General features: G+C 60.1%; 11 protein-coding genes. 5 read left to right on the top strand and 6 right to left on the bottom strand.

Annotated elements, in window-relative coordinates; genetic code table 11:
* Window positions 1-299: 299 nt before the first annotated feature.
* Window positions 300-8912: a retention module-containing protein gene (locus tag F2P67_RS19475; protein WP_166222547.1), complete on the top strand. Its 8613-nt coding sequence runs from the start codon at window positions 300-302 to the stop codon at window positions 8910-8912.
* A gap of 235 nt (window positions 8913-9147) precedes the next feature.
* Here F2P67_RS19475 and F2P67_RS19470 read toward each other — a convergent pair whose 3' ends face one another.
* The 4 genes from F2P67_RS19470 to F2P67_RS19455 all read right to left on the bottom strand — a co-directional run bounded on the left by F2P67_RS19470 (window position 9148) and on the right by F2P67_RS19455 (window position 13786).
* Window positions 9148-9522 (bottom strand): DUF6124 family protein, encoded by a 375-nt coding sequence (locus F2P67_RS19470; protein WP_166222545.1) that lies wholly within the window; start codon window positions 9520-9522, stop codon window positions 9148-9150.
* A gap of 449 nt (window positions 9523-9971) precedes the next feature.
* A complete protein-coding gene (locus F2P67_RS19465; protein WP_166222543.1) occupies window positions 9972-12647 on the bottom strand; it encodes a hypothetical protein in 2676 nt (891 codons plus the stop codon).
* A gap of 145 nt (window positions 12648-12792) precedes the next feature.
* Window positions 12793-13188, bottom strand: coding sequence for a YbaN family protein (locus F2P67_RS19460; protein ID WP_166222541.1), 396 nt, complete (start codon window positions 13186-13188; stop codon window positions 12793-12795).
* A 10-nt stretch (window positions 13189-13198) separates the two neighbouring features.
* On the bottom strand, window positions 13199-13786 hold the full coding sequence (locus F2P67_RS19455; protein WP_166222539.1) for a UPF0149 family protein: 588 nt from the start codon (window positions 13784-13786) through the stop codon (window positions 13199-13201).
* Window positions 13787-14051: 265 nt separating this feature from the next.
* On the opposite strand from F2P67_RS19455, the gene recQ reads away from it, so the two are divergent.
* The 3 genes from recQ to F2P67_RS19440 all read left to right on the top strand — a co-directional run bounded on the left by recQ (window position 14052) and on the right by F2P67_RS19440 (window position 18655).
* A complete protein-coding gene (gene recQ / locus F2P67_RS19450; protein ID WP_166222537.1) occupies window positions 14052-16181 on the top strand; it encodes a DNA helicase RecQ in 2130 nt (709 codons plus the stop codon).
* Between the two features lie 133 nt (window positions 16182-16314).
* Complete coding sequence (locus tag F2P67_RS19445) at window positions 16315-16749, top strand: MarR family transcriptional regulator (protein ID WP_166222535.1); 435 nt, start codon at window positions 16315-16317, stop codon at window positions 16747-16749.
* 127 nt (window positions 16750-16876) lie between these two features.
* Window positions 16877-18655: a motility hub landmark protein FimV gene (locus F2P67_RS19440; protein WP_166222533.1), complete on the top strand. Its 1779-nt coding sequence runs from the start codon at window positions 16877-16879 to the stop codon at window positions 18653-18655.
* A 141-nt stretch (window positions 18656-18796) separates the two neighbouring features.
* Here F2P67_RS19440 and F2P67_RS19435 read toward each other — a convergent pair whose 3' ends face one another.
* Complete coding sequence (locus F2P67_RS19435) at window positions 18797-20986, bottom strand: patatin-like phospholipase family protein (protein WP_166222531.1); 2190 nt, start codon at window positions 20984-20986, stop codon at window positions 18797-18799.
* A 71-nt stretch (window positions 20987-21057) separates the two neighbouring features.
* On the opposite strand from F2P67_RS19435, the gene F2P67_RS19430 reads away from it, so the two are divergent.
* Window positions 21058-21345, top strand: a complete 288-nt coding sequence (locus tag F2P67_RS19430) for an Rdx family protein (RefSeq protein WP_166222529.1) — start codon at window positions 21058-21060, stop codon at window positions 21343-21345.
* Here the strand turns inward: F2P67_RS19430 and F2P67_RS19425 are convergent.
* Window positions 21339-22232, bottom strand: coding sequence for a DMT family transporter (locus F2P67_RS19425; protein WP_166222527.1), 894 nt, complete (start codon window positions 22230-22232; stop codon window positions 21339-21341). The two genes, F2P67_RS19430 and F2P67_RS19425, sit on opposite strands and share 7 nt — an antisense overlap.
* Window positions 22233-22280: the final 48 nt, after the last annotated feature.

The following is a 22280-nucleotide window of genomic DNA, read 5'->3' as shown; positions in this document are numbered from 1 at the left end:
CTTGAGGAAAGTTCCACTCACTTTGCGACATACGGCGAAGTACTGCTAAAGGGGAGGGACGCGTAGCGGCAGAGGGGTGACAGATTTTTGTCACTCGGGTGATTCACCACCGTTACGTAGCGCTAGTGGGCATGCTGGATCAATCGGGATTGCGAAGTGCTTGATTGCACTGGAGTTTCCCGATTTGCCAGGCCTGCGAAACGAACTGTCGAGGTGCGAGCGTCGCCCCGACAACCCGCTTGAGCCATGGGCTGCTTCGTTAACCAGTGCCGACGGTGGTCGGCAGCGGAGGAATGCACATGGCAACGCTCATCGGGATCGTCACTAAAGTCATTGGTCAGGTTTTCGCTCAGTCGGCAGACGGAAGTCGGCGCGCATTGGTCGAAGGCGATCGGCTGTTTGCAGGGGATCAATTGATCACCGGGGCGGAGGGGGCGGTTGCCGTCCATCTGCAAAATGGCCAGGAACTGACCCTCGGTCGGGACAGCAGCCTGACCATGACCGGCCAGTTGCTCGCCGATCAGGCCGCCCATGTGAATGCGCCGGAGGCGGTGACCCCGAGCGAGGCGCAGCTGACGGATGTCGAGCAGATCCAGAAGGCCATTGCTGCTGGTGATGACCCGAGCAAAAACGCCGAAGCCACCGCCGCCGGGCCCAACGCGCCGACTGGCGCTCCGGGCGAAGCGGGCGGTGGTCACAGTTTTGTCTTGCTGACCGAAGTTGGCGGGCGGGTCGATCCGATCATCGGGTTCCCCACCGCCGGGTTCAACGGCATTCCCGAGTTTCCCGAAGAGCGTCACAACGCTGTGGTCGACAATGGCACCCCGGCGCCCATCGTGCCGCCCCCCGTCAACAACATCGTGACCCTCACGGGGCTGGCCGTGCCGGGGGGCGAACTGACCCTCAACGAAGCCAATCTGCCTGACGGTTCCGCCGCCAATCCCGGTGCGCTGACCCAGAGCGGCAGTTTTACCGTGACCGCGCCCGACGGCCTGACCAGCCTGAGCGTGGGCGGCATCAGCCTGATCAACGGCGGTGTGGCGGTCGGTTTTCCACAATCGATCACCACGCAACTGGGCAACACCCTGACCATCACCGGCTACAACCCGGCGACCGGTGTGGTCAGCTACAGCTACACCCTCAACGGCAACGAAGCCCATGCCGCCGGCGATGGCGCCAACAATCTGAGCGAACAATTCACCGTCATTGCCGGCGACAGCAATGGCGACACCGCGACCGGCACGCTGGACGTCAACATCACCGACGACGTGCCAAAAGCGCTGGATGACAGCAACACCGGCACCGCGTCTGAAACCAATCTGACTCTGACCGGCAACGTCCTGACCAACGATGTGCAGGGCGCTGACCGTGTCGCGTCCGGGCCGGTGACCCCCGGCACTTTCACCGGGACTTACGGCACGCTGGTGTTGAACGCCAACGGCACTTACACCTACACGCTCAACACCAGCGATGCCGATTTCAAGGCGTTGCATGGCGGTGGCAACGGCACTGAAACCTTCACCTACACCATCACTGACTCCGACGGCGACACCAGCACCGCAAACCTCGTCTTGCAGATCCACAACAACGACGATCCAGTGGTCATCAGCGGCTTGAACGTCGAGGGTGGAGAGCTGACGGTTTTCGAGAAAAACCTCTCCCTGGGCAGCGCGCCAGACTCGGCTGCGCTGACGCAAAGCGGCACGTTCACCATCACCGCGCTGGACGGTGTGACCACGCTGACCGTCGGCGGCATTGCCGTCGTTACCAGCGGCGTGGCCGCAGGCTTCCCGCAGTCGGTCACCACACCTTTGGGCAGCACGCTGACCATTACCGGTTTCAACGCTACAACCGGGGTTGTCAGTTACAGCTACACCCTGGATCACAACGACGCGCACCCGACGGCCAACGGTGCCAACACGCTCAACGAGCAATTTGCGGTGACGGTTATCGACGACAACGGCACCACGGCCAATGCTTCCCTGGACGTGAATATCGTCGACGACCTGCCCAAAGGCGTGGATGACAGCAACACCGGCACCGCTTCGGAAACCAGTCTGACGCTCACGGGCAACGTCCTGACCAACGATGTGCAAGGCGCCGACCGTGTGCCGACTGGGGAGAATGCCGGGCCGATCACGGCGGGCACTTTTACCGGCACTTACGGCACGTTGGTGCTGAACGCCAACGGCACGTACACCTACACCTTGAACCCGACCGACACCGACTTCAAAAACCTGCACGGCGGTGGCAACGGCACTGAAACCTTCGCCTACACCATCACTGACTCCGACGGCGACACCAGCACCGCAAACCTCGTCTTGCAGATCCACAACAACGACGATCCAGTGGTTATCAGCGGTCTCGATGTGTACGGCGGCGAACTCACCGTTTACGAGAAAAACCTCAGCGATGGCAGTGCGCCGGATTCCGCTGCGTTGACTCAGAACGGCACGTTCACCATTACCGCGCTGGACGGCGTGACCACGCTGACCGTCGGTGGCATCGCTGTGGTCACCAATGGCGTGGCCGCAGGCTTCCCGCAGTCGGTCACTACGCCTTTGGGCAGCACGCTGACCATTACCGGTTTTAACGCTACAACCGGTGTTGTCAGTTACAGCTACACCTTGGTCGACAACGAAGCGCATCCAACCGCGAACGGCGCAAACAACCTGCCTGAGCAATTCGCCGTCACCGTGGTCGATGACAACGGCACCACCGCCAATGCAACACTCGATGTAAACATCATCGACGACCTGCCAAAAGCGGTGAATGACAGCAACGTCGGAACCGCGTCGGAAACCAATCTGATCCTCACCGGGAACGTCCTGACCAACGACGTGCAAGGCGCCGACCGCGTACCGACTGGCCCCGTCACTGCCGGCACCTTCACCGGCACCTACGGCACCTTGGTGTTGAACGCCAACGGCACTTACACCTACACGTTGAACACAAACGACGCCGATTTCAAAAACCTGCACGGCGGCGGCAATGGCACCGAGACCTTCGCCTACACCATCACTGACTCCGATGGCGACACCAGCACTGCGAATCTCGTCTTGCAGATCCACAACAACGACGATCCGGTGGTCATCAGCGGCCTCGATGTGAATGGTGGCGAGCTCACCGTCTACGAAAAAAACCTGAGCGACGGCAGTGCGCCGGACTCCGCTGCGTTGACGCAAAATGGCACGTTCACCATTACGGCACTCGATGGCGTGACCACGCTGACCGTCGGTGGCATCGCCGTCGTTACCAATGGCGTCGCCGCAGGCTTCCCGCAATCAGTCACCACGCCGCTGGGCAGCACGTTGACCATCACCGGGTTCAACGCCACAACCGGTGTCGTCAGCTACAGCTACACCCTGGTCGACAACGAAGCGCATCCAACCGCCAACGGTGCGAACAATCTGCCTGAGCAGTTCGCCGTCACCGTGGTCGATGACAACGGCACCACGGCCAATGCAACACTCGATGTCAACATCATCGACGACCTGCCAAAAGCGGTGAACGACAGCAACGTCGGTACCGCATCGGAAACCAATCTGATCCTCACCGGCAACGTCCTGACCAACGACGTGCAAGGCGCCGACCGCGTACCGACTGGCCCCGTCACTGCCGGCACCTTCACCGGCACCTACGGCACCTTGGTGTTGAACGCCAACGGCACTTACACCTACACGTTGAACACCAACGACGCCGATTTCAAAAACCTGCACGGCGGCGGCAATGGCACCGAGACCTTCGCCTACACCATCACTGACTCCGATGGCGACACCAGCACTGCGAATCTCGTCTTGCAGATCCACAACAACGACGATCCGGTGGTCATCAGCGGTCTCGATGTGAACGGCGGTGAGTTGACGGTTTACGAGAAAAACCTCAGCGACGGCAGTGCGCCTGACTCCGCTGCGTTGACGCAAAACGGCACGTTCACCATCACGGCGCTGGACGGCGTGACCACGCTGACCGTCGGTGGCATCGCTGTCGTCACCAACGGCGTGGCCGCAGGCTTCCCGCAGTCGGTCACCACACCGCTGGGCAGCACACTGACCATCACCGGGTTCAACGCTACAACCGGCGTCGTCAGCTACAGCTACACCCTGGTCGACAACGAAGCGCACCCAACCGCGAACGGCGCGAACAACCTGCCTGAGCAATTCGCCGTCACCGTGGTCGATGACAACGGCACCACCGCCAACGCGACCCTCGATGTCAACATCATCGACGACCTGCCAAAAGCGGTGAACGACAGCAACACCGGCACCGCGTCGGAAACCAATCTGACCCTGACCGGTAACGTCCTGACCAATGATGTGCAGGGCGCTGACCGTGTCGCGTCCGGGCCGGTGACACCCGGCACTTTCACCGGGACTTACGGCACGCTGGTGTTGAACGCCAACGGCACGTACACCTATACGCTGAACACCAACGACGCCGACTTCAAAAACCTGCACGGCGGTGGTAACGGGACCGAAACCTTCGCATACACCATCACCGATTCTGACGGCGACACCAGCACTGCCAATCTGGTGCTGAACATCCACAACAACGACGATCCAGTGGTCATCAGCGGTCTCGATGTGAACGGCGGCGAACTCACCGTTTACGAGAAAAACCTCAGCGACGGCAGCGCGCCGGACTCCGCCGCGTTGACTCAGAACGGCACGTTCACCATCACTGCGCTGGACGGCGTGACCACACTGACCGTCGGTGGCATCGCTGTGGTCACCAACGGCGTGGCCGCAGGTTTCCCGCAGTCGGTCACCACACCTTTGGGCAGCACGCTGACCATCACCGGTTTCAACGCTACAACCGGCGTCGTCAGCTACAGCTACACCCTGGTCGACAACGAAGCGCATCCAACCGCGAACGGCGCAAACAACCTGCCTGAGCAATTCGCCGTCACCGTGGTCGATGACAACGGCACCACCGCCAACGCAACGCTCGATGTGAACATCATCGACGACCTGCCAAAAGCGGTGAACGACAGCAACACCGGTACCGCGTCGGAAACCAATCTCACGCTGACCGGCAATGTCCTGACCAACGACGTGCAAGGTGCTGACCGCGTACCAACCGGCCCGGTCACCGCAGGTACTTTCACCGGCACTTACGGCACGCTGGTGTTGAACGCCAACGGCACGTACACCTACACGTTGAACACCAACGACACCGACTTCAAAAACCTGCACGGCGGTGGCAATGGTACGGAAACCTTTACCTACACCCTCACCGATTCCGACGGCGACACCAGCACCGCCAATCTGGTGCTGAACATCCACAACAACGACGACCCGGTGATTCTCAACGGCCTCGACGTCAACGGTGGTGAGCTGACGGTTTACGAGAAAAACCTCAGCGACGGCACTAGCCCCAACCCAGCGGCGCTGACTCAAAGCGGCACCTTCACCGTCACCGCACTCGACGGTTTGCAAACCCTGACCGTCGGCGGCATCGCCGTCGTCACCAACGGTGTGGCTGCAGGCTTCCCGCAATCGGTCACCACGCCGCTGGGCAGCACACTGACCATCACCGGTTACAACGCCAGCACTGGCGTGGTCAGCTACAGCTACACCCTGGTCGATAACGAAGCGCATCCGACCGGCAACGGCGCCAACAGCCTCACCGAGAACTTCAACGTGGTCGCCACCGACGGCGACGGCAGCACCGCGTCCGGGCAGATCAACGTCAACATCATCGATGATTTGCCGACTGCCAAAGCCGACACCGGTTCGGTGGCGGAGGGCGGTACGGTCAACATCAGCGTGCTCGGTAACGACGTCACCGGTGCCGATGGCGCTGCCGCAGGCGGTGCCGTGGTCGGTGTCCGCGCCGGTAGCAATACGGCAACGTCGGCGATTGGCGGCCTCAACAGCAACATCAACGGCAACTTCGGTTACCTGACCCTCGATGCGTTGGGCAACGCCGTTTACCACAGCAACCCGAACTCGGTGAGCCCACCGGGCGCCACCGATACCTTCACCTACACCATTCGCGACAGTGACGGCGACGAAAGCACCACCACCATCACCATCAATGTCGCCGACAGCAAACTGGTGGCTTCGGTCGATCAGGACGTGACGGTCTACGAAAAAGCCCTCGACCTGACTAAGGACGGGCAAGACCTGGCCCCCGGCACGGTCACTGGCAGCGATCCGACCAACACCGGCGAAACCTCCACCGGCACACTGGTCGGTGCGGTCACCGGCGGCAGTGGCGCGATCACTTACACCTTGGTCGGCAGCGCCACCGGCACTTACGGGCAGATCCAGCTCAACGCCGACGGCACTTACACCTACACGCTGACTTCGGCACCGAAAACCACGCCGAATGCCAACGACGGGCCGAACACCCTGAGCGAAAGCTTCACCTACAAAGCCACCGATGCGCTGGGCAACAGCACCACCAGCACCATCGTCGTCAACATCGTCGACGACGTACCGAAAGCGGTCGCGTCGGATCGTTCGGTGGCCGCAGTGGAGATCGACTCGAACATCCTCATCGTCCTCGACATCTCCGGCAGTATGGCCGATGCCTCGGGTGTGCCGGGTCTCTCACGGCTGGCGCTGGCCAAGCAGGCGATCAGCGCCTTGCTCGACAAGTACGACGACCTTGGCGATGTGAAAGTGCAGCTCGTCACCTTCAGCAGCAACGCCACTGACCGCACTTCAGTGTGGGTCGATGTCGCCACGGCCAAGTCCATTCTGGCCGGCCTCACTGCGGGCGGCGGCACCAACTACGACGCGGCCGTGGCAACCATGTACAACGCGTTCAACACCTCGGGCAAACTCACCGGGGCGCAGAACGTTGGCTACTTCTTCTCCGACGGCAAACCCAACGAAGGTGACATCGGCACCGCCGACGAAGCCACGCTCAAAGCGTTCCTCGATGCCAACAACATCAAGAACTACGCGATTGGTCTGGGCAGCGGCGTGAGCAACGCCAACCTCGATCCACTGGCGTACGACGGCATCACCCACACCAATACCAACGCGGTGGTGGTCACCGATCTCAACCAACTCAACTCCGTGCTCTCGGGTACCGTGGAGGGCGCACCGGTCACCGGTTCGCTGTTGGGCGAGGGCGGTACGTTCGGCGCCGATGGCGGTTTCATCAAATCCATCGTGGTGGACGGCACCACGTACACCTACGATCCGAAAGCCAACGGCGGACAAGGCTCGCTGGTCGCCAGTGGTGGCACCAACCACGGCACTTTCAACACCGCTAACAACACGGTGAGCATCGCCACCAACAACAGCGGCACGCTGGTGGTCAACCTCGATACTGGCGACTACAGCTACACCTCACAGAAAACCACCACGACGGTGATCACCGAAAATATCGGCTTCACCCTCAGCGACAACGACGGCGACCTCGCCAGCTCGACGCTGACCGTTAAGGTAATCCCCAACGCGCCTCCGGTGGCGGCGGACGACCACGTCATCACCAACGTGCTGTCGAGCAATATCGTGGTGCCGGGCGAGCTGTTGCTGGCCAACGACACCGATCCGAATGGCGACACGCTCAACGCTTCGCCAACCACCTTCAACACCGGTTGGGTGGCGAAGGGCGCGGACTTTACTGGCAGCGGTGCGATCACCTTCAACGGCACCGGTAACACCACCGCCAACCAGAACCTCGCTGACGTGCGTAATTCGTTTGCCGCCAACACCGCTGCGATGACGGCGGTGCTGGTGGTCAGCGGCTACCTCGGCGCGGTGACCAACACCAATGCCAACGACGAAGACTTGATCACGGTCAAACTGAAACAGGGCGAAACCCTCAACCTCGACCACAACCTGGCGGCCGGGCACATCACCCTGGAGTACTCGGTGAACGGCGGCGCGTTTGTCAGCATCGCCGATGGCGGCACCATCACCGCCGGCGCCGACGGCACGTACCAGATCCATGTGACCAACATCACCAACACCAGCGGCAGCAACACCAACGCGGCGGAAAACTACCAACTGACCATGACGGTCAACTACGCCGGGGCCCACGACATCACCCCGGACTACCACGGCACCTACACCGCCAACGACAACCACGGCGGCAGCGATTCCGCCGCCGTGACCATCACCTATCAGGATGGCCACACCCTCACCGGCACTTCGGGGGATGACATTCTGGTGGCCGGCACTGGCGACAACATCCTTAACGGTGGCGATGGCAACGACGTACTCACCGCCGGCTCCGGCAACAACGAAATGCACGGTGGTGCCGGCAATGACTTGCTCTACAGCGGCCCGGGCAACGACTTGCTTGACGGTGGCAGCGGCATCGACACCGCAAGCTACGCCCACGCCACCGCCGGGGTGACGGTCAACCTCGGCCTGCTCGGTGCGCAAAACACTATCGGCGCGGGGACGGACACCCTGACCGGCATCGAAAACCTCGTCGGCTCGAACTTCAACGACACCCTGACCGGCGACAACAATAACAACGTGATCAACGGCGGCCTGGGCAACGACACCCTCAACGGGGGCGGCGGCGATGACTTGCTGATCGGCGGCATGGGCAACAACACGATGACGGGCGGGCCGGGCGCCGACACCTTCCAGTGGCTCAAAGGCAACAGCGGCCACGACCTGATCACCGACTTCACCCCCGGCACCGACAAGCTCGACCTGTCGCAACTGCTGCAAGGTGAAAACGGCACCACGGCGTCGCTGGACGACTACCTGCACTTCACCGTTACCGGCAGCGGTGCATCAGTGATGACCAGCATCGATGTCAGCGCCATGGCCGGCGCCACGCCGAACCAGACCATCGACCTGGCCGGCGTCAACCTCGCCAGCCACTACGGCGTCACGCCGGGGGCAGGCGGCATGATCGCCAGCGGTCACGATACGGCGACGATCATCAGCGGGATGCTCAATGATCATTCGTTGAAGGTGGATACCGTCTGACCTGAGCGCTGAAACAACAAAACCCGCCGTCCCGAGTGATCGGGGCGGCGGGTTTTTTATGGTTCACTCATCCAAATGTGGCGAGAGGATTTATCCCCGTTGGGTTGCGGAGCAGCCCCAAAACCTGAGACTTCGGTACATCAGGAAGGCTCCGCACACAGGTTTTACGACGGCGTCGCAGCCGGGTGGGGCGGTGCAACGTTTCGCTGAACCTCCTCGCCGCAGAACCCCCTCGCTACTGAGGACTCGCTTTCTCAGTCAACTCCAGATTATCCAGCACCCGATTCACCGCCAGTTCACCCAGCATGATCAGTTGCGCAATCCCCAACAGCACATGACGCTGCGGCGCATCGAGCAGCCCGGCGAAATCGTTGGCCATGACCTTGGCCGACGTGAGGGTTTCGCAGGCGTCAGCCAGCAGTTCTTCGCTGTCGATGCCGGGGGCGATGAGGTAGCGGGTGCTGGGTTTGAGTAGCGGTTTTCGCGGGAGGAGGGGATTGAGGTAGTGATCGAGGGCGCGGTCGGCGGCTTCGTGGAATTTCTTTGAGTCGAGGGTTTCGTAGGGCGAAGTCGAATCGACTTCGGGCGGGTTTGGCGTTGGTTTGATCATGGCGAATCTCCGTGATTGGACTGAGCCGCCACGACTCATCGCTAAACAAGTAAAGGTGGCGGCTGTACGCAGGTTAGCGATCCGGGTCACAGAAACCCCGGGTAGACCCGAAGGTCTCCCACGCACAGCCACCATTACGCCAAGTGCAGAGAAGATACTGCAATTGAGAGTGGGCTTTGTTGCGTCTGTAGAGATCCGGATCGCTAAACCCGATCGCTGTTTTTCAGCGACCGCCAAACAATAGAACCCGCATTAAAGACGCACAAGCCGGCGGATTCTGGCGGATGCGTAGGCAAAGGCGCAAGGTCGTGTGGCTTTTCGGACATAAGTTTCAACACTATTCAACAAGGGTTTTCGAAGGCGCGGAACGACAAAGCCCGCACTTCCGGATTAAAGGAGGTGCGGGCTTGAAGGGTCTGGCTGAAAATCAATTACATGCTCTTTTCTTGTTACACGCGCTGCATAGTGAAGTGGTCGAATGCAATCAAATCCATTTGATATGTAATGATTTGCATGTACCAAATATAATTTCCTGGCGCTTTGAAGGCCACTAACTGTTCGTAGGGGTAATTTTTAAGATATTGATCAGGATTTATTTTCTTTTTGTCCTTGTCTAAGAAATTAACAATGATATTGCCGAATTGAACGAATCGGCAATAGCATTGGACGTAAGAGTATCCCCAGTTGAATTCAATAAGCATGTTCTGCGAACGTCCGGTCGCATTGACGTGCATCTGGAGGATCTGCCCCGAACTGGCGCCCGGTATTTCAGGGAACGGGCCACCGTGTACAGGTGCAATACTCGACAGGGCGGTGATTCCCAAGTTGCCATCTTTCTCGAGAAATCTGATGGTCATGCTTGGCAACTGGATGTATCCGCCAACCCCAATGACATTTGTTCCGTAGTTGTCAAAGTTTTCCGACAATATCGGGAGCGCATTTTTGATTATATAGGGGGTGGAATACGGGAATGCCACCTTGCTTTGCGGGTCATTTTTGAAGTGCACGGTCGTCTTGACCCGGAATACTGAATTGTTTTTAAGTAATAACAGCTGCTCTCGCGAAATGGGACGACTGAAGCCATTCAGTGTTTCATCGGGAGTTAGTGTTCCACCCCGGATGACCGAGAAAGTATAGGTGCCTTCGATATCTATATCGACAGTATAATTGCCTACAGAAAATGGCCATGAGTTGAATTTTACTGACGGTTGCTCTTTGAAAGCGTTGAGGTCCAGTACTTTTGCAGAGTCAGCTTGATCAATGACCGGGACGGGCAATCGTGGATCCCCATCCGCAATCTTCTTCACATCAAACTTCAGCAATGGCGACTGCGCGATCTTCTCGCCCCCACGATTCAGGTTCCAGCGCAAATGAACCACTTGCCCGTGCCAGCTTGCCAACATCGCCACGATCAAGAGGGTATTGACCCGGTTGTTGCTGTTGAACGCTACCAATGGAAACGTCACTGAGCCCTTTGGGCTGACTACAATCAATCGTGCGAGATCCTCCTTCCCCGCATCAGGAAATTCAAACCGCGCAGTTACGCCATCGGGATGGGCCAGCGGATCAATCGGGCTCACCACCGGCTTCACCAAAAACGGTGGTTGCAACTCGATGACCTTCTCGTCACCGATCTTCAACGGCAGCGGTTCGGACATGACCCCGACTTTGTTCGGATTGATGATCGCGCATCGCACTTTCAGCGACGAACCGGGGTAAGGGCCGACATATTTGGCAGGTACCTTGAAAATGATGGGTAGCGTCGGGTCGGTGACGATATCTTGGAGAATGACAAGGGCCGGCACCCCCGCATCGTCGACGGTTTGCCAGTGTAGTTGGACAGTCGCTTCTGATTTCAGGGGCCAATAGTCGGCGAACTGCACCGTGACCTTCAGGGTATCCACGGGGATGGTGTCGGTATTTTCCAGTGGCGTGACGGTGGCTTGGCCCAGTTTGAATGTTCCACCGGTAATGGTGACATCAGCGGGTTGCGACTGCTGGGTCTTATCGACTAGGGGCTTGTCGGCTCGGGTCAGCGCGTAGGTCGCGCGGCAACTGCCTCTGATGAGGTTTTGCACGCGGAAGTTTTCGACATGTTGTCTCAGCAAGCGAGTGGCGGCTAATACTGGAATCGAGTAGCTATGGCTAACGGGATCGCCCCCTTCGGTGACGCCCTTAAGCAAAAGCACCACCACATCACCAATCACGAAATTCCCTGTAATCAATATCGGCATAGGGCCGCCGCCGAGCCGATCGTGGTGCACCACGTCGTTGATATCGGCCAGTTCGAAAACTGGGGCAACCAGCAATTCGATGTCGGGTATGAAATCAATCTCCAGTGCATCCGACCAGCCACTGGAGTTCTCAACCACATCGAAGACTTCCCAGCGCACGATTATCAGGTTGGTGGGTTTGAGGGTGGCGAGCATTTCGGGCGTGAGTTTGAACACTACATCGCCCGGTACGGTGACTTCGATTTCAAGCACCAGCGGGCCGAAAGCAAGTACCACGGTGTCGCCGATTTGCTGATTGAAGTACTCCAGTACCGTCACAGACATCCCGTGCTTGATTACGTTCTTATCGATGATCGGCTTCGAGGCGACGGGCAATTTCAGACCCTGATTGAATGGCTTGCCGCCATCCGTGTCAGGCTCGCCCGGGGCTGGATGTTTATAGAACAGCAGGGCATGCGGTGAGTCCTCCGTAGAGTTGTCGCTGATACGGCGAACCTCGACCCAGATATCCTTCTTTTCCGATAGCAGGGGAGCAAACTTGCCTTTCATGTTAACGGCGGAGATATAACAGGGAATGTCTTTCGGGTTCCTGTTGCTGTCGAAATGTGCGTCGGTAACTGGAAACTCCACCACCGGCACGTTTTTCGTTTCGATGAATACTTTGATGTAGTCGCCGATGGCCATGTTCACATAGGCGAGTATGTAAATCAGCAAGCCATCGCGGTCGCCGTTCACCATGTTGATGTTGACGCCCAGGCTGCCGTCCGGCTGAAACTTGTATCCGACCGGATAAGGCGGGGGTACGGCAAGTACACCGATGCCGCTGCGGTCAGGCGGGAAAACGACGACTGTATTGGGTGTGGAACCGGACGCTATTAGTGGACTGTTCATGTACGCGCACCTTCTCAAGGGGTGCCCGAATGTCTGGATGTCGGCACCATTGACGAAGGATTAGAGCGCTGACGCGTTGGCTTGCCTACTGTCATATCTGACAGGTAAAAGAGGGTTTTCGACGAACGGTATCGGGCGGGGAGGCTCAGGATTTACGCAACGTCTTCTGGCGAAGGATATAGACCGTCACCAGCACCGCACTCGTCAGCATGAACCCCCGTGCCCACACCAGCGGCACCAGGTAACACGAGAACAGAATGCTCGCCCACATCAGCCCGATCGCGTAGACCTTGCCCTTAAGCGGTATTCCATTGCCATCAAGATAATCGCGAATCCATGGCCCGAGCCGGGGATGCTCGACCAGCCAGCGGTAGAAACGTGGGGAGCTGCGGGCGAAGCACGCGGCCGCCAGCAGAAGGAAAGGGGTGGTGGGCAGGACGGGCAGGAAAATACCGATCACCCCCAATGCCACGCTGAGCCAGCCGACGGCCAGCAGGATGTAGCGCAGCATCAGGGAGCGGTTGCCTATGGGGTTGTCCATAGGCCGGATCTTAGTGGTGACGTGGCTTGAGGATCGCCGGTTTTTCGTCGGGCGCCTGGCACAGCAGGTACAGCGCGGTCAGGGCTTCCGGGATCTGCACGATCATGTCGTCCATCAGGTTGGCGTCCTTGGCGATGTCTTCGAACTCGGGCTGTTCGTCGAACAGACCCGAACCGACCATGATCGGCAAGAGCATTTCGCTGACTTCTTCTTCGGCGGTTTCGAACCAGGCCGCTTCGCGCAGGAACACGCCTTCCATGAAACCGATGCACCAGCCGCGCAGTTCGGAATCGTCCGGCTCATCGCCCAGATCCAGATCGCACGGCAGTTCGAATTCTTCATCGGACGCCAGTTGACGGGCGATGTGCGCCTTCAGGCCGATCAGGGTGGCTTCGATCTCTGCGCGCTGTGCCTCATCGGTGTAGTGCGGCTCTTCGGAGAAGAGGGCGTCGATCCACTCACGCTCCGGCACTTCTTCCGAGCAGATCGACAGCGCGGTCAGGTAACCGTGGGCGGCCACGTAGTCCAGCGCCTCTTCATGCAGCTCGTCGGCGTCGAGGAAGACTTGCAGGCGGGTTAGTTGCTCGGCGAAGGACATTAAAGGGCTACCTTGGGGGAATAAACAATGCGGGAATTCTAGGCCTTCTTGAGCCCTCAAGCCAGCCGCACGGCAGATTTGGCCTAATTGGCAGTGTCTTATCAGCGGCACCCTGTGCAGTGGAGCGCTCGGGTATACTGCCGCGTTTTGCGCTCCCTGCCCGTAATCGGCCGCCATGCAACGCGCCCTTACGTTTTGTTTAAACAGCCGTGGCTGTCTTGAACCAGCCTGTGCAGGGATGTTTCGGTAGATTTTTGGAGTTTTTATGCTCGAACAGGCTCAACGCGTCCTCAAGGACATCTTCGGCTACGACAGTTTCCGTGGCCGTCAGGGTGCAATCATTGAGCGCGTGGCCAGCGGCGGTGATGCGCTGGTGCTGATGCCTACCGGTGGCGGCAAATCCCTGTGCTTCCAGGTGCCGGCGCTGTTGCGCGAGGGTCTGGCTGTGGTGGTGTCGCCGCTGATCGCGTTGATGGATGATCAGGTCGCCACCCTTGAAGAGCTGGGCGTGGCGGCTGCTGCGTTGAACTCCACATTGAGCGCCGAACAGCAGCGCGACCTCGCCAACCGCATCAAACGCGGCGAAGTGAAGATGCTCTATCTGGCGCCCGAGCGTCTGGTGCAACCGCGCATGCTGTCGTTCCTGCAAGGTTTGAACATTGCGTTGTTCGCCATCGACGAGGCGCACTGCGTGTCGCAATGGGGCCATGACTTCCGCCCGGAATACCTGCAACTGGGGCAGTTGGCGGAAATGTTCCCCGACGTGCCGCGCATCGCCCTGACCGCCACAGCCGACAAACGCACCCGCGAAGAAATCGTCACCCGCCTGCATTTGCAGAACGCCGAGCGTTTCCTGTCGAGCTTCGACCGGCCGAACATCTTCTACCGCATCGTGCCCAAGGAGCAGCCGCGCAAGCAGTTGCTGGCGTTCCTCGCCGAGCGCCGCAGCGATGCCGGCATCGTCTATTGCCTGTCACGCAAAAAAGTCGAGGAAGTGGCGGCATTCTTGAGCGAGCAGGGCTTCCCGGCGCTGCCGTATCACGCCGGCTTGCCCAACGATCTGCGCGCTTATCACCAGAAGCGCTTCCTCAACGAGGAAGGCCTGATCATGGTGGCGACCGTGGCGTTCGGCATGGGCATCGACAAACCCAACGTGCGGTTCGTCGCGCACCTTGATCTGCCGAAGTCCCTTGAGGCGTATTACCAGGAAACCGGTCGCGGTGGCCGTGACGGTCTGCCGGCGGATGCCTGGATGGCCTACGGTCTGCAAGACGTGGTGATGCTCAAGCAGATGCTGCAGAACTCCGAAGGCGATGAGCGGCACAAGCGTCTGGAGCAGCACAAGCTCGACGCGATGCTTTCGCTGTGCGAAGAAACCCGCTGCCGTCGTCAGACGCTGCTGGCGTACTTCGACGAAGACATGCCCGAGCCGTGCGGTCATTGCGACAACTGCACCGACGGCGTGCAGACCTGGGACGCCACCGAGCCGGCACGTCAGGCGCTGTCGGCGATCTATCGTACTGGCCAGCGTTACGGCGTCGGCCATCTGGTGGACGTGTTGCTGGGCAAGGACAACGAAAAGGTTCGCAGCTTCGGCCATCAGCACTTGTCGGTGTACGGCGTCGGCAAGGCGCTGAGCGAGAGCGAGTGGCGCTCGCTGTTCCGCCAGTTGGTGGCACGCGGTCTGGCCGATGTCGATCACGAGGGCTACGGCGGTTTGCGTTTGAGCGACACATGCCGACCGCTGCTCAAGGGTGAAGTGACTCTGGAGTTGCGCCGCGACCTGAAACCGCAAGTCACCGCCAAGAGCGGCAGCAAGAGCCCGGCCAGCCAACTGGTGCGCGGCGAAGAGCGGGAACAGTGGGAGGCGTTGCGTGCCCTGCGACGCAAACTGGCGGAAGAACACGGCGTGCCGCCGTACGTCATCTTCCCCGACTCGACCCTGCTGGAAATGCTCCGCAGCCAGCCGACCTCGCTGGCGGACATGGCCCGGGTCAGCGGCGTCGGCGCACGCAAGCTGGAGCGTTACGGCGAAGCCTTCCTCGAAGTGCTCGGTGGCGAAGCCGAGGCGCCGAAAGTGGTGGCCGACGTACGCCACGAACTGATCACTCTGGCCCGCGCCGGCATGACGCCGATGCAGATCGCCGGGCAGTTGCAGTGCTCGGAAAAGAACGTCTATGCGATGCTGGCCGAGGCCATCGGCAAACAGCAGTTGTCGCTGGAGCAGGCGCTGGACTTGCCTGAAGAGCTGATGGGCGAAGTGCAGGACGCGTTCCTCGACGGCGAAGGCGAGTTGCCGTCGGTCGCCGAAGTGGCCGAGCTGTTTGCCGGTCGGGTACCCGAAGGCGTGCTGTATTGCGTAAGGGCTGCGCTGCAATCGGAATTTGAAATGTGAGACGCCGATTGCGCCAAGCCTCATACACTTGTAACGATTCAGTACAGAGCCACTCTTGCCTATAACTGCAGGCCATGCTTAGCTGACTAATAATTAGTTTTTCTCTATTTGTCAGTCTACTCATGAGTGTTTTATGCCGTTAACCGATCAACACCGCTTTGGCATGCAACTGGCCCAGATGTCTCGCGGCTGGCGTGCCGAACTGGATCGCCGACTGGCCGGCCTGGGACTGTCCCAGGCGCGCTGGCTGGTGCTGCTGCATCTGGCGCGTTTCGAAGAAGCGCCCACCCAACGCGAGCTGGCGCAAAGCGTTGGCGTCGAAGGGCCGACGCTCGCGCGTTTGCTCGATAGCCTGGAAGGTCAGGGGCTGGTGCAACGCCAGTCCGTGATGGAAGACCGCCGGGCGAAAAAAATTGTCCTCTGCGCGCCGGCCCTGCCGCTGATCGAACAAATTGAAACCATTGCCACGCAACTGCGCAGCGAACTGTTCGTCGGTATCGATGAGGCGGATATGAAGGTCTGCATGCGCGTTCACGGCCATATTCTGGCCAATCTGGAAAAATCTTGAGGCATAACCACGCGCCGGTTCTTTGAGGGATCGCGCTGAGCAGACTATAAGAACTACTGGGCAATATCGTGTTCGTACCGGATGTGCGAACGCATAGAAGTCGGTTTTGCTTATTTAAGGGATGCTCATGCTCGAAAGTCGGCACGTGGTACTGCGCGGTTGCGCCAAATGGCTGCTGGTCACTGGCCTGTTCAGCTATTCGAGCTGGTCAATGGCGTTGGGGCTGGGGGACATCACCGTCCATTCGGCCCTCAATCAGCCGCTCAAGGCCGATATCGCTCTGGTGGATGTCGGTGGCCTCACCGCTAATGATCTGTCGATCAGCCTGGCCACGGCGGACGAATTCGGTCGTGCCGGGGTGGAGCGAGTGTTCTTCCTCAACGATCTGAAGTTCACGCCGATCCTGCACGGCAATCGCCAGATGATCCGGGTGACGTCGAGCAAACCGGTCAACGAACCCTTTCTGAATTTTCTTGTGCAGCTCAATCAGCCCAATGGCCGATTGCTGCGCGAATACACCGTGCTGATTGATCCGCCGGGCTCACCCGGTATTGTGCCGGCCACCGACGAGCCGGACCCGCGTGCACAATCCTCGGCATTCCCGACGGTCGAGCCGGCGACCGCGCCGCCGCAGGCTGCTCAGGGCAAGCGCGAAAGCTCGGCTGCGCCACCTTCGCCGCCCGCCAGCGATGCGCTGGCCGAGCAATTGGCCGCCAGCGTCTTGCAGAACCAGCAACTGCAAAAATCCCTCGACGAATCGAACGCAAAATTACAGGCGCAAGAGGTGCAGATTGCCGACGGCAAAAAGCAGATCAGCGATCTGCAGACGCGTCTGGTCGAAGTGCAGAAAGCGCCGCCAGAACCCGAAGTGAAACCTGCAGCCGCGCAGGCACCGGTCGTTGCTCCAGTTGAAGCCCAGGATGACGGATTGAACTGGCCTGTGCTCGGTGGTCTGCTGCTGTTGCTCGCGGCATTGGGCGGCTTGTTCATTCATCGCCGACGTCAGCAGCAGGCGCAGGGTGTTGCGCCGTTGCCGCTTCTGCCCCAGCGCAATGAATCCGAGGTGGATGAGGCCGAAACCACTGAGCCGGTCAGAGCACACGCGGCGCCCGAGCATCGTGAAGAACCGGCTGCGGGGGATGTGCTGGAAGCGGTGGGGATCTATCTGGCTTATGGCCGACTCGGCGAAGCGGTCGGGCTGTTACGCGATGCGTTGCACAAAGAGCCGGAGCGTATCGATCTCGGCGTGCAATTGCTGGAAGTGCTCGGCCGGCAGGGCGACAACGCCGCGTACGAGCAGCAGGAAAGTCATTTGCGTGAGCTGGGCGTGCAAGCCCAGGAGTTGCAGGATATCCGCGCGCGCCATCCGAAACTGCAAGGGCAGGCGCCAAAAGTGCAGGCCGCGCCAGTTGCCGGCATCGCGCCGGTCGTGGTCGCCGCAGCAGCGCCGGTATCCGAAGATGATTACGAGTTGAATCTGGATGAGCTGTCGATGGATTCCAGTTGGGATCTGGAGGACAACCGTTCTGCTGCGGCAGAGCCACCGACAGAAGCTTCGGCTTTCGGCTCCAGCCTGCAAGTGCTGCCACAGGACTTTGAGTTGCCGCAAACGGCGACCAGCGAAGACACCGAGCTTGAGTGGATCCCCGAACCGGATGCGCAGCCGCTGGACAACGACTTTCTCGATGAGTTTGCCGAACCGCCACCTTCGCTGGCACTGGAGCCGCTGGATTTGCACGCGGCCGAGCTTTTAGAGGCGCAGGGATCCGGAAAACTTGAACAGGCGCAAACCTGCATCGATGACGGCGACATCGACAGCGCGATAGCCTTGCTCAATGAACTGCTCAAGGAGGGCGACGAGCCATTGAAGCAAACCGCCAGAACATTGCTGGCGGGGATTCGATGATCTGAGTGTCAGACGCCGCTGGGGTGATTGTCCTGGCGCCTTCGCGAGCAAGCCCGCTTCCACTGGAGGAACGCATTCCAACTGTGGGAGCGGGCTTGCTCGCGAAAGCGACGAGTCAGGCAGCACAATCCTCAGGCAACCTCAGAAGGTCTGGCCCAGATTCAGATAAACCGCCTGCTCATTCGCATCATTCAACCCGTAACTGAAATTCAACGGCCCCAGCGGCGTATCAAAACCGATAAACACGCTCGCGGCATTGATGTAGCCACTGTCGAATTCATTGTCATTGTTCCAGGCCCGGCCCCGCTCCAGCGAGGCTCCCGCATACAGCGGGAAATCCAACGGCAGGTACGAGCGCGGGGTCAGCCGGCGGTAATACACCGCCCGCAACAGGCTGACGTTCTGCCCGGAAATCGCATCCTCACGGAACCCCGACAACTGTCGGGCGCCGCCGAGCAGGAAACTCGATGTCACGACGTTGGTGTCGTCCAGCGTACGGCCATAACGGCCCCCGAGAATCAGCGTGTCCGGCCCGTGGCTCATGGCCTTGTCGAGTTTGAATTCCCACTGCCGGTAGCGCGTGTCCGAGCCCAGGCTGGGTTCGAATTGCAAAAACGTCAGGCTGATGTCCTTGCCCTCGTGAGGGTAGTAAACGTTGTCCAGCGAATCGTAGGAATACTTCAGCGAGTAGAAGCCCTCGTTGAAATTCTCGCTGGGCAGATCCTGATCGCCAATCCGCACGTCCGCCTTGCCCCACGCCTCGCCAACCCCGAAACGCACTTCGCCGTTGTTGCCGATCTGCCGACCGACATTCAGCGCCAAACCGTAACGCTCGACGCGGTATTGCGCGACCGGATCGTTGTCGAGCACCGCGTCGACGTTCTGCGCTTCGAACACCACCGAAGGTGCGATGAAATAACGTGAGCCGACGTCCAGCGGCTGGTAGAACTCGCTGTACAGCTCCTGCTTGTCGCCGAGTTGCGCACGGGTCAGCCATTCCGCGCCAAGGCGGTTGATGCCGTTGATGCGGTAACTGGCGCCGAGGTTGAAAGCACTGTCGCCGCGCATGTCATCCGACAGATTGAGGCCGACACGCAAGTAATCCGTGCCACTGCGCTTGCCGCGCGCGCTGATGACCAGGGTGTGATCCTGGCCCTTGTGCACCACGCGGTATTGCACCTGCTCGAAGTAGTCGAGGCCGTACAACGTGCCCATGTCCGAGTGCAGGCGCGCCAGGTCGAGCGGTTCACCGATGTGCTGGCGAATGTAGTAGCGGATCACGTCGTCGTCGACTTTCGAGTCGTTCTCGACCTTGATCGCAGTGATGATCGGCGTGCGCTGGCCCGGCGAACGCGCGGCGTTGAGTTCGGCGTCCTGGGTGTCGTCGGGTTTGAGCGTGGCGAGGCGCGCGTCGAGGATTCGGGTCGCGCGGTAACCGGCGTCGATCATTTCCTGCGCCTTGCCGAAATCGGTGACGCCGAACGCCGCCAGGGACGGCTGGATCAACACGTCGGAAGGCTTCAGGGCCGCCAATTGTTCCTCGGAGTTGCGCCGGGTCATCAGGGTGATCGACTGGTTGAGCACGTCCACCACAGTGGTCAGTTGCTTGCGGTTGCGCAGTGGCGTGCCGATATCGACGACGATGGCCACGTCTACGCCCATTTCCCGCGCTACATCCAGCGGAATGTTGTCGGTCATGCCGCCGTCCACCAGCAGCCGCCCATCGAGTTCGACCGGGGCGAACACCGCCGGAATCGACATGCTCGCGCGGATCACCTGGGGCAGATGGCCTTTGCGGAACACCACTTTCTCGCCGTTGGCGATGTCGGTGGCGACGGCGCGGAAGGGGATGGGGAGTTTGTCGAAATCCCGGGTATCGCTGGTGTGGGCCAACAGGCTCTCCAGCAACAGCGACAGATTCTGGCCCTGAATCACGCCCAGTGGCAGGCCGAGGCTGCCGTCGTCACGAAAGCTGAGTTTCTGTTTCACCAGAAAATCGCGGTCATCCTGCTTGCGACGGAACGGCACGTCTTCACGCGGTGGCGCATCGGACAGCGCCTGCTGCCAGTCGATGCTCAGGGCGAGTTTTTCCAGTTCATCGATCTTGTAGCCCGAAGCGTACAGCCCGCCCACCACCGCGCCCATGCTGGTGCCGGCGATCGCATCGATCTTGATGCCTTGCTCTTCGAGTGCCTTGAGCACGCCAATGTGCGCCAGACCACGCGCGGCACCGCCGGACAACACCAGGCCGACTTTCGGCCGTGGCGCTTCAGCGGCGCAAACGAACAGTGGAAGGAAACCAAGCAGCAGGCAGAACAGCAGACGGCGCATTGTGAGTCTCGGGGCAAGCGATAAAGCCGGCTATTATAGCGGCGCCCTCTGTCTCAGGAGTTTCAGTGAACATGTCCGTCGCCAAAGCCGAAGTCGTCATTACTTATTGCACCCAATGCCAGTGGCTGCTGCGCGCTGCGTGGCTGGCGCAGGAGCTGCTCAGCACCTTTGCCGATGACCTGGGCAAAGTCTCGTTGGTGCCAGGCACGGGCGGGGTGTTTCAGATTACCTGCGCGGGCGTACAGATCTGGGAACGCAAGGCTGACGGCGGTTTCCCCGAGGCGAAAGTGTTGAAGCAGCGCGTTCGCGATCAGATCGATCCTGACCGCGACCTTGGCCACAACGACCGCACTCAGTGAGACGCGGCCTCGGCAGCGACGGTTTTTCTGTCGGCGCTGCCTGACATGCGCGCCGAGACGACGATGGCGACGATGATCAGCGCGCCGCCAATCAGCATGCGCAGTGTCGGGTTCTCATCGAACAGCAGCCACGCGACGGTGATGCCGTAGACTGGCTCCATCGCGAACACCACGGCCGCCGTGCGTGCCTTGATTACGGCGAGGCTGGCCACAAACAGGCTGTGAGCGACGCCGGTGCAGAACACCCCGAGCAGGGCGATCCATAACCAGTCGAGTGCGCGCACTTCAGTCAATTGCGGTGCCGCCAGCGGCAGCAGGCACAGGGCGACGACGACGTTCTGGCACAGCGCCGCCTGCACCGCCGGGATGCGCCCGGAGCTGGCGCGGTTGGTCAGCGACAACAGCGAAAACAACAGCCCGGACAACACCGACCAGAGCAGGCCGATGGTCGCGCCGCTGCCGAGATCGAACGCCGGCGTCACCAATACCAGACCGACGCTGACCAGAATCACCAGAATGATTTCATTGGCGCGGATGCGTTCGCGGAAGATCAGCCCTTCGAGAATCACCGTGAACGCCGGGAAACTGGCAAAACCCAGCGTGGCGATGGCGACGCCCGCGACTTTCACCGAAATGAAAAAGCTCACCCAGTGGCCGGCCAGCAACACACCGCTGAGGGCCAGTCGACGCCAGTCCAGCGCTTGCAGTTTCTGCCAGCCGTGCTGACTGGCGAAGCGGGCAAAAAAAGCCAGTGCGAGCACCGCGAAAGCGGCACGTCCGAAGACAATCACGGCGGGCGAGGCGGCAGCGAGTTTGCCGAACACGCCGGTCAGGCCGAACATCAATGCGCCAATGTGCAGGGCGCCGAGGGCGGTACGCGGAGTCATTGCAATCCTTGAAAGTCAGAGCATCACCGCGAAAGTTTAGAGAGGCTG

The sequence above is a fragment of the Pseudomonas atagonensis genome, assembly GCF_011369485.1.
Taxonomy (GTDB): Bacteria; Pseudomonadota; Gammaproteobacteria; order Pseudomonadales; family Pseudomonadaceae; genus Aquipseudomonas; species Aquipseudomonas atagonensis.
The sequence above is the reverse complement of the archived record's forward strand: the minus strand, read 5'-3'. Positions and strand labels throughout refer to the sequence as shown.